Origin of the sequence: Rhodococcus sp. A14 (genome assembly GCF_011603105.1) — a bacterium.
Classification (GTDB): domain Bacteria; phylum Actinomycetota; class Actinomycetes; order Mycobacteriales; family Mycobacteriaceae; genus Rhodococcus_F; species Rhodococcus_F opacus.
Genome location: NZ_JAAOQS010000189.1, coordinates 1 through 8266 on the forward strand (window position 1 = coordinate 1; position 8266 = coordinate 8266).

General features: G+C 67.4%; 10 protein-coding genes. 7 read left to right on the forward strand and 3 right to left on the reverse strand.

Translation table 11 applies throughout. The annotated features are described in order from the left end of the window. The 3 genes from G9373_RS43915 to G9373_RS43925 form a co-directional block, all read left to right on the forward strand. Positions 1-813 (forward strand): neutral zinc metallopeptidase (locus G9373_RS43915; RefSeq protein WP_167121088.1); only part of this gene is annotated, 813 nt, incomplete at its 5' end. Positions 814-878: 65 nt separating this feature from the next. Next, positions 879-1505, forward strand: coding sequence for a helix-turn-helix domain-containing protein (locus G9373_RS43920; protein WP_005262343.1), 627 nt, complete (start codon positions 879-881; stop codon positions 1503-1505). 2 nt (positions 1506-1507) lie between these two features. Further along, on the forward strand, positions 1508-2224 hold the full coding sequence (locus G9373_RS43925; protein ID WP_133986650.1) for an SRPBCC domain-containing protein: 717 nt from the start codon (positions 1508-1510) through the stop codon (positions 2222-2224). 17 nt (positions 2225-2241) lie between these two features. Here the strand turns inward: G9373_RS43925 and G9373_RS43930 are convergent, their stop codons facing one another. Further along, complete coding sequence (locus G9373_RS43930) at positions 2242-2697, reverse strand: hypothetical protein (RefSeq protein WP_043793763.1); 456 nt, start codon at positions 2695-2697, stop codon at positions 2242-2244. 125 nt (positions 2698-2822) lie between these two features. Between G9373_RS43930 and G9373_RS43935 the strand changes: the two genes are divergently transcribed. Next, on the forward strand, positions 2823-3245 hold the full coding sequence (locus tag G9373_RS43935; RefSeq protein WP_005574251.1) for a PPOX class F420-dependent oxidoreductase: 423 nt from the start codon (positions 2823-2825) through the stop codon (positions 3243-3245). Here G9373_RS43935 and G9373_RS43940 read toward each other — a convergent pair. Beyond that, positions 3232-4275 carry an Rv2578c family radical SAM protein gene (locus G9373_RS43940; protein WP_005574252.1) on the reverse strand — a complete coding sequence of 348 codons (1044 nt, stop codon included), beginning with the start codon at positions 4273-4275 and terminating at the stop codon, positions 3232-3234. The genes G9373_RS43935 and G9373_RS43940 overlap by 14 nt on opposite strands. Positions 4276-4383: 108 nt before the next feature. On the opposite strand from G9373_RS43940, the gene G9373_RS43945 reads away from it, so the two are divergent. The 3 genes from G9373_RS43945 (at position 4384) to G9373_RS43955 (ending at position 6673) form a co-directional block, all read left to right on the forward strand. Continuing rightward, complete coding sequence (locus G9373_RS43945; protein ID WP_005574254.1) at positions 4384-4782, forward strand: RidA family protein; 399 nt, start codon at positions 4384-4386, stop codon at positions 4780-4782. A gap of 1220 nt (positions 4783-6002) precedes the next feature. Beyond that, on the forward strand, positions 6003-6293 hold the full coding sequence (locus G9373_RS43950) for an ANTAR domain-containing protein (protein ID WP_005262351.1): 291 nt from the start codon (positions 6003-6005) through the stop codon (positions 6291-6293). Between the two features lie 5 nt (positions 6294-6298). Continuing rightward, the gene (locus G9373_RS43955) at positions 6299-6673 is read left to right on the forward strand and encodes a WhiB family transcriptional regulator (protein WP_005574257.1); all 375 of its coding nucleotides are present in this window, start codon (positions 6299-6301) and stop codon (positions 6671-6673) included. Positions 6674-7217: 544 nt separating this feature from the next. On the opposite strand, the gene G9373_RS43960 is transcribed toward G9373_RS43955, so the two are convergent. Continuing rightward, positions 7218-7835, reverse strand: a complete 618-nt coding sequence (locus G9373_RS43960; protein ID WP_005574258.1) for a sigma-70 family RNA polymerase sigma factor — start codon at positions 7833-7835, stop codon at positions 7218-7220. Positions 7836-8266 lie beyond the last annotated feature (431 nt).

Below are 8266 nucleotides of genomic sequence, written 5' to 3' on the forward strand. Positions count from 1 at the left end.
GTGCTGGTCCTCGCACTGCTCCTCGGCGGCGATCCCGGCTCGCTGCTCGGCGGCCTCAGCGGCACCACCGATTCCGCCGGCCAGAATTCCGGCGCCGGCCTCGCCGGATGCGAGACCGGCGCGGACGCCAACCGCGACGTGAACTGCCGGGTGGTGTTCACCGCAGGCAGTCTCGACTCCGTGTGGCAGCAGGAACTCGCGCCACAGACCGGCACGGCGTACGTGCCGCCGGAGGTCGTGCTGTTCTCCGGTTCGGTCAACACCGGCTGCGGCAACGCCACCAGCGAGGTCGGACCGTTCTACTGCCCGGCGGACTCGACGGCGTACTTCGACACCAGCTTCTTCCAGCTCCTCGTCGACCGCTTCGGGTCCAGCGGCGGACCGCTGGCACAGGAGTACGTCGTGGCGCACGAGTTCGGCCATCACATCCAGAACCAGCTCGGCGACATCGGGCGGGCGCAGGCCGACCCGCGGGGCGCCGACTCGGCCGCGGTGCGAACCGAGTTGCAGGCCGACTGCTACGCGGGCGTGTGGGCCCACTACGCCGATACCCTCCCCGGCCCCGACGGTGGGCCGCCGTTCCTGAACCCCCTCACCGACACCGATATCGACGACGCCCTCTCCGCCGCCTCGTCGGTCGGTGACGACCGGATCCAGCAGTCCGCGGGCGCTCGGGTGAATCCGGAGGGCTGGACGCACGGCTCCTCGGAGCAGCGCCAGAAGTGGTTCGCCACCGGGTACCGGACGGGTCAGGTCCAGGCCTGCGACACCTATTCGGCACGCGATCTGAACACTCCGCCGGCGCTGCGCTGACCACTTGCATCACCGACAATTATATTTGTCTTGACAGAATTTACTGTCGGTGCGAGAGTTGACGCATGTTGGACGTAGCAGTGATCGATCAAGCGGGCGCCGCCGAGATCTCCCTGGACCCGGTCCGGGCACGGCTGCTGGCGGCGCTGGCCGAACCCGGTTCGGCGAGTTCCATCGCCGCGACGGTCGGATTGACGCGACAGAAGGCCAACTACCACCTGCGGGCGCTCGAGGAGCACGGCCTCGTCGAACTCGTCGAGGAACGCAAGAAGGGCAACGTCACCGAACGGGTCTTCCAGGCCACCGCGGCGTCGTACGTCATCTCCCCCGCTGCGTTCGCCGCCCTCGCCCCCGATCCCGACCGGTCGCCGGACCAACTGTCGGCCCGCTGGCTGGTGGCACTGGCCGCGCGCCTGGTGCGTGAGGTCGGCGAGCTGATCGCCGGTGCCACGGCGGCGCGTCAGCCGCTGGCCACCTACGCGATCGACAGCGACATCCGGTTCGCGTCCGCGGCCGACCGGTCCGCCTTCGCCGACGAACTCGGCGAGTCCGTGAAGCACCTGGTGGCCCGATACCACGACGAGAACGCCCCGAACGGCCGCAGACACCGACTCGTCGTCGCACTGCACCCCAGCCTGAAAACACCGTCCGAGCAAGCGAAGTCACCCGACAACCGCCACGAGGAGAGCTAGCCATGTCCGAGAACTTCGAGATTCGCCGCGAGGTCGTCCTGAACGCCACCCCGGAAGAGGTGTTCGCCGCCGTCACCAGCGGCACCGGCGGGTGGATGTTCCCCTCCGAACTCGATCCCGGCGTCGGCAGCGAGGGACCGGACGACCCGACCGTCGTCGCGTGGGAGCCGCCGCAGAAGTTCGCCGTGCGCCAGGAAGGTCCCGACGGCTGGTTCAACGCCCTCGAATACCTCATCGAGGCCCGCGACGGCGGAACCGCGGCGCTGCGCTACGTCCACAGCGGCATCTTCACCGACGACTGGGACGCGCAGTACGACGGCGCCGACAAGCACACCACGTTCTACCTTCACAGCCTCGGCCAGTACGTCCAATACTTCGCAGGCCGGGCGGCCACCTACATCACGACCGGCGGCCCGGATACGTCCACCGGTCCCGGCGCAATGGCCACCCTCCGCGGCGCACTCGGCCTGACCGACACCTCGACCACCGGCGACACCGTGTCCGTCGACGTCCCCGGTTTCGGCACCGTCGACGGCGTCGTCGACTACCTGACGCCGCATTTCATCGGCATCCGGACCGCCGATGCGCTGTACCGGTTCTACGGCCGGAACGCGTTCGGCGGGACGGTCGACGCGGCGCACCACCTGTTCGCCGCGGGTGCCGACCAGGAGAAGTCGCAGGACGCGTGGAAGTCCTGGCTGGACAACGTGTTCGCCTGAACCCGCGGCAACGACGCTCAGGACGCGGTGAACTCGCCCCGACCCGGAATGTTCGGGGTGCTGGTGGTGATCTCGATGCCGACCCGGCCCGGCCCCGGATCGAAGTACACGGCTGTCGGTGCGCCTGGACCGTCCCATCCGCTCAACGCCCACTGCTTCGTTCCGGAGGCGCCGGTGTCGAGGTTGCGCCAGTGCAGGGTTCCGTCGACCAGGCAGACCCGGGAGGTGCCCACGAAGTACGTCTTCAACAGAACGTAGTTCGGCCCGTGCGGCTCCGGGTAGTCGGACGACGCCTGGGCGTCGATCCGCCCTCCGCACACGCTGATGTCGCCAGGGCTCAGACCGTGGCCGATCGTGTAGGTGGGGGTCAGGGTCGCCGTATCCGCCGCGGCGGCGGCCGGTGCACCGAGCAGTGCGGCCGCGGCGAGCGAACCCACCACCGCCGATCGGACAACCAGATTTCCCACAGGCATGGCGCTCCTCGGTCGTTGTGCGTCGGGCGAACCCCTCTCCCCTTGTCTCCGGGAATGCGGGGAGCGTTACTCGTCCGCTTGGCTAGTGTCGACGCAGGAACATCGGTTGACTTCGAGGAGTTTCCATGTCGTTCACGGACGAAGAGATCGCCTACCTGCGGTCGCAGCCGATCGCCCGCGTCGCCACCGTGGGCGCAGACGGGCAACCCGACGTGGTTCCCCTCGCGTTCGAGTTCGACGGAACGGACTTCTGGGTGGGAGGTTCCGGACCGTCCGTCACCGGTACCCGCAAGTTCCGGAACATCCGGGCCGGGAACGACAAGGTGTCGCTGGTCGTCGACGACCTGGTGTCGTTCGAGCCGTTCGTCGCGCGATCCATCCGGGTCTACGGCACGGCCGATCAGCCGGTGGAGCGGGACGGAATGGTCGGTCCCGGTCTCTACGTGCGCATCGCACCGACCATCTCGTGGAGCTGGAACATGGCGGGAGAACCTGCCGGCGCCGAATGGTACGAGCCGAGGCGGACCGTTCACGTCAGAACAGAGTGAGCGCCGGTCCGGGACGACCGACACCGACCGGTTCACCGCGATCGGACTCGACGGCCTCGGTGCGCCCGGCCTCCCGATGGTTCGCCCCGCCGCCCAGACCGTACCGGTCGACGAGTGGGTCGACTCGCTGCTTCAGCCACGACTTGTATTCGGGCGGAACGTAGGCCGCCCGCCCGTACAACTGCCGGTATTGACGGACGAGCGCGGGATGCTCCGTCGACAGCCAGTTCATGAACCAGCCTTTGGTGCTGCCCCGCAGGTGCATCGGGAAGACGGTCACACCCGAGGCGCCGGCGTCGGCGATCGATTCGAGTAGACCGTCCAGATGCCGTACCGAATCGGTCAGGAAGGGAATGACGGGGGCCACCATCACATTGCAGGGCAGTCCGGCGTCGGTGATCGCCCGGATCAGATCGAGGCGCGCCTTCGGCGAGGGTGTGCCCGGCTCGATCGACTTCTGGAGGTCGGGATCGTGGATCGCCAGCGACACGCCGATGCTCACCGGCACTTGCTGGGCTGCGAGCGTCAGCAGCGGGAGGTCGCGCCGCAGCAACGTCCCCTTGGTGAGTATCGAGAACGGAGTGGCGGATTCGGCCAGCGCCCGAATGATGCCGGGCATCAGACGGTACCGGCCCTCCGCTCGCTGATAGGGATCGGTGTTGGTGCCGAGAGCGACGTGTTCCCGCTTCCAAGACCTACGCCCCAGTTCCTTGCGCAGCACCGCCGCGACGTTGGTCTTCACGACGATCTGACTGTCGAAATCGCGGCCCGCGTCGAGGTCGAGGTATTCGTGGGTGGGCCGTGCGAAGCAGTAGCGACACGAGTGTGAGCATCCGCGAAAAGCGTTGACAGTGAAGCGGAAAGGCAGTTGCGACTCCTCGGGCATCTTGTTCAGCGCGCTCTTGCAGAGCACCTCGTGGAAGGTGATGCCGTCGAACTCGGGCGTCTGCACGCTGCGCACGAGCCCGGCGCGCTCCAGCCCCGGCAATGCACCGTCGTCGGCGTCGACCGCTTGCCCATCCCACCTCATGGGTACATGCGAACATTTGTTCTAACCGGTGTCAAGACTTCGACCCGCGAGGAGACCGGACCGTCGAGTACGACCGCGCTGGTGAGCGCCGGATCGGCGCTTGCGACAATGTCGCTCATGTCGAACAGAAACAACGTCTCGTCCGGTTCCGAGTGGGAAGCCAAGATCGGCTATTCCCGAGCCGTGCGGATCGGTCAGCTCGTGTCCGTGTCAGGCACCACAGCCTCAGGCCCCGACGGTCCCGTCGGTGGAGACGATCTCGGAGAACAGACCCGGGAGGCACTGCGCCGAATCGAGGCAGCACTCACCGAGGCCGGCGCGAGCACGACCGATGTCATCCGCACCCGCATGTACCTCACCGACATGAGCCGGTGGGAAGAGGCCGGCATCGCTCACGGCGAGGTCTTCGGCGAAATCCGTCCCGCCACCACGATCCTGGAGGTCAGCGCGTTGATCGCCCCCGGCCTGCTCATCGAGATCGAGGCCGACGCCGTCATCCGCGACTGACCCACTCGGAGGCGGCCCCTCACCCAGCGCTCACGCCGCACGCAACAGCGTGATCAGCACCGTCTCGACTTCCGACCGGGCGGCACCATAGCGGGTCCGAGGACGAGGAGGTGGGGCCGCCCGGGGCTTCGCACCAGGCGGCCCCCGATGCTTTCGAGGAACACCGGCTTCCCCAAGGAAGTAACACCGAGGGCCGAGCACGGGCCACCATCAGCGAGCTCGGGTTTCGGGCAGTGCAGATCCCGTATCTCCCGAACGCGACGACTGGTGTGTGAGGTAGTCGCAAGGTGCGGTCTTCCGTCGCCGTGGCACGTGGGTCAGCTCAGGCCCATCCACTGCCGTTGCATTCGATCAGCGCGTACCGCGCCATTCGTCCAGAAATGGGCACGTACCAACCCGGCCGCATCACCGCTCGCGAAATGAGCGCGCATCTGTGGTGGCCCGAGGATCACGCATGGTGCGTGGCGATCGCCATCGACCTCATGACGACCTGCCTCTGTGCGTCAGCGGACTGCGTCGAGGCCGTCTCTCCGCCCCTGAACTTGAAGCACTCCCCGCCAACTCCCGATCAGAAGACAACGTGGGACAGCGACACCGTCAGCCCGGTGCCCGGAAGCCCATCATCGGGAGTCTGACCTCTGTCGTGGTCACACCGGTCCACCCGCATGTGGATCGACGACTGTCTGGGCGCGTCGTCGACAGACACCGGTGAGGAATGTGCAGTCGGTGTGCGGACTTTCGGTCGCCACGCAATGAGGTGTCAGCACGATGGATCCCGGCCCCGGTGCACCGGGTGACCGTTGTCGGTTCTGCGTCAACCCACCCGGTTGCGGCCCAGCATCCAGGTGTTGACAGTTTCGCCATCGCCGCCTCGGGTTCGGGGGAATCGCTCGGCGCCGTCCCGTTGGTCACCTCGTCGACACCGCCAATCATCGGCGGTGTCGGCCCCCGACCACCCCCGGACGAGTCGTTTCCGCCGAGTCGACCAGCACGGCGATCGCCGAGACTCGCCGTATCGAACGGCGTCGGTGAACTGCAACGCGTGGCGCATCGTGGCCGGATGCTGAATCTCGTCGTACCACGCGCCTAGGTATGACTAGGTGAATGTCGGTGTTCTCCGATCGTCTCGCCGACGACTCTGGAGAGAGAACCCGCCGCGCCGGCGGTGATGCGTGGCCGCCCATGCCGCCTGGACCGCGTACGCAGCGAAAGGACTCTCCATGCCCACTGACACCGCTGCCGCAGACGGACGGGACCCTTCGGACAACGCGCGGGCACCGCAACTGTCCGCCGCGGCAACACTCCTGGCCGAGCACTATGGCTGCAGCCGGGATGCCGCCTTTGATGCTCTCCTCGACATTGCCCGCCGCAACCACGCCAGCGTGGCCAACGCGGCCGAGCACGTCCTGTCCAGGCCATCGGCCGTTGACGGCCGGAGAGAGCAGCAGGAACCTCGCATTGCGGTCCCTCCGCAACGTGCGGCGCCCACGACGCCGGCGGTGTTCGAATGAACACGATGCCGCATCCTCCGCCCCTCGACGATTCCCCCACGCGCAGGGACAACGTCACACGCGATTCCGGTGACTGGCAGGCACGTGCCGCGTGCCGTGGTAACGATCTGGCAGTGTTCTTCTCACCCGACGCTGAACGCGGCCACGCCCGCAACCGGCGCGAAGCACAGGCCCGGCAGATTTGCCTGCCCTGCCCCGTGCTCGAACAGTGCCGCGATCACGCACTCGCGGTGGGTGAACCCTATGGTGTGTGGGGTGGCATGACGGAAACGGACCGACGAAGGCACACCAAGCGACTCCACCGCGGTGAGCGCCGACCACTCGGCTCCCAGCACCCCACCCGTGACCGACCGTCCCGCGAATACGACGCTCGGCATTGACTCTTCGGCCGTAGACCGTTCGGAGACCTGTGGGACGTCGCGGACGGCGATCTGCTATCCGTCTCCGGCGCGGACTACTCGACCTCCGGGTCGTTCGGACCCCACCGATTCCTGCTCGTCGATCCGGACACCGCCGGCACGCTGTACGTGACCGCCTACGCCGACGGCGCCGTGTATGCCGTCACCGGCGCACCGGGCGGTGCACCCGCCGCTGTGCTCACCTGACCGGCTACTGCCGAGGGGCCAGTGCGTCCATCCTCGATCTCCTCCGTCTGTTCTGGTACCCATCCCCACGGATCGAGGAGTCACCATGACCAACCCCAATGAGTTCGAAAACCCGTCGACGGATCGGACGGACGCAACCCCTCAGGCTGCGGCGCCCACGTGTTGCAGCACCGAACGACAAGCCACCTGCTGCGATCACAGTGAGAAGTCGACGTGCTGCGGTCCGGCGGCGACGGCGGGCGGCGGATGCGGCTGCCAGTAGCCGTTAGTTCGGCAACAACGGCGGTGCGATCGCTGTCAGCAGAGCCGATGCTCCGGTCTACCGGCCATCCGTGGGTGTGGCTCCGCAGGCGCAGGATCCGCTGCGAGGCTGGTAGTCGTGCACGTGACCGGTCCGGTCCTGGCTGATCTGACAGCAGGCGTGCAATTGGGACTGGAGGGCAGCGCGGCCGCGTTGGACCCGGGATTTCATCCCGGACACCGAGATCCCGGCCTCCCCGGCGGCCGCGGCGTGGGTTCGGGCGTCGAGGTCGACCATCTTCACCGCCGCGGCCTGCTCGGCGGGCAGCCTCGAGAGCATCGGTACCAGGCAGGAGGCGAGTTCCTTCTCCGCCGTCTCGTCGGCGTCCGGTTCGCCGTCGAGGGGGTTGTCGGGGACGGTATCGACCGCCAGCTCGCGGCGATGGGGCGCGGACCGGTAGTAGTCGGTGATCGCGTTGCGGGTGATCGCATACATCCAGCCGAGGAGGCGGTCCTGCTCGCGCAGGTTGTCCAGGCTCTTGGCCATCCGCAGGAACACGATCGACAGAATGTCGTCGGCGTCCTCGGGACGCGAGACCCGGCGGGCGATGAAGGCCCGCAAGTCGCTCGAGAAGCGGCGCCAGAGCTGGTCGAGATCCGCTGGTGTCGTCGCGGTGGTGGCCGTGTCCTCGTTCATGATCTGTGGTTCCTCTCCGTCTTACAGGATCCTCGCCCCGAGGCGCGGTGGCGACCCCTCGGGTCAGGGTCCTTCCAGAGGTTCGGACGACAGTGACCGCGATCGGACGCAGTGCGTCCGAATCCGAAGTTCCTCGTCTGTATGGGTGTCGATGTCGATTCCGGGTTCTCCGGTTCGACGTACCAGTAGAAGCGCGGTGAGGAGGTGAGAGCGATGCTGACCACACATCTGTTGTCGGGTCTGACCAGCGAAGAGGTCGATCTGATCGTGGCGGAGGAACTGCATCTGCTCGACGCCGCCGCATGAGCGCCGTCGACGCCCGCACCGGGCGCATCCGCTGACCACAGCGCTCTCCCAGCCTCTACCCCACTCCACCGGGGTAGGGGCCAGAAGAGTGCCCGGCTCCGGACCAGGAGGGCACACACCAAACC

Coding starts and splice junctions, on each gene's coding strand:
- G9373_RS43920 (WP_005262343.1), top strand. CDS start 879: ATGTTGGACGTAGCAGTGATCGATCAAGCGGGCGCCGCCGAGATCTCC.
- G9373_RS43925 (WP_133986650.1), top strand. CDS start 1,508: ATGTCCGAGAACTTCGAGATTCGCCGCGAGGTCGTCCTGAACGCCACC.
- G9373_RS43930 (WP_043793763.1), bottom strand. CDS start 2,697: ATGCCTGTGGGAAATCTGGTTGTCCGATCGGCGGTGGTGGGTTCGCTC.
- G9373_RS43935 (WP_005574251.1), top strand. CDS start 2,823: ATGTCGTTCACGGACGAAGAGATCGCCTACCTGCGGTCGCAGCCGATC.
- G9373_RS43940 (WP_005574252.1), bottom strand. CDS start 4,275: ATGAGGTGGGATGGGCAAGCGGTCGACGCCGACGACGGTGCATTGCCG.
- G9373_RS43945 (WP_005574254.1), top strand. CDS start 4,384: ATGTCGCTCATGTCGAACAGAAACAACGTCTCGTCCGGTTCCGAGTGG.
- G9373_RS43950 (WP_005262351.1), top strand. CDS start 6,003: ATGCCCACTGACACCGCTGCCGCAGACGGACGGGACCCTTCGGACAAC.
- G9373_RS43955 (WP_005574257.1), top strand. CDS start 6,299: ATGCCGCATCCTCCGCCCCTCGACGATTCCCCCACGCGCAGGGACAAC.
- G9373_RS43960 (WP_005574258.1), bottom strand. CDS start 7,835: ATGAACGAGGACACGGCCACCACCGCGACGACACCAGCGGATCTCGAC.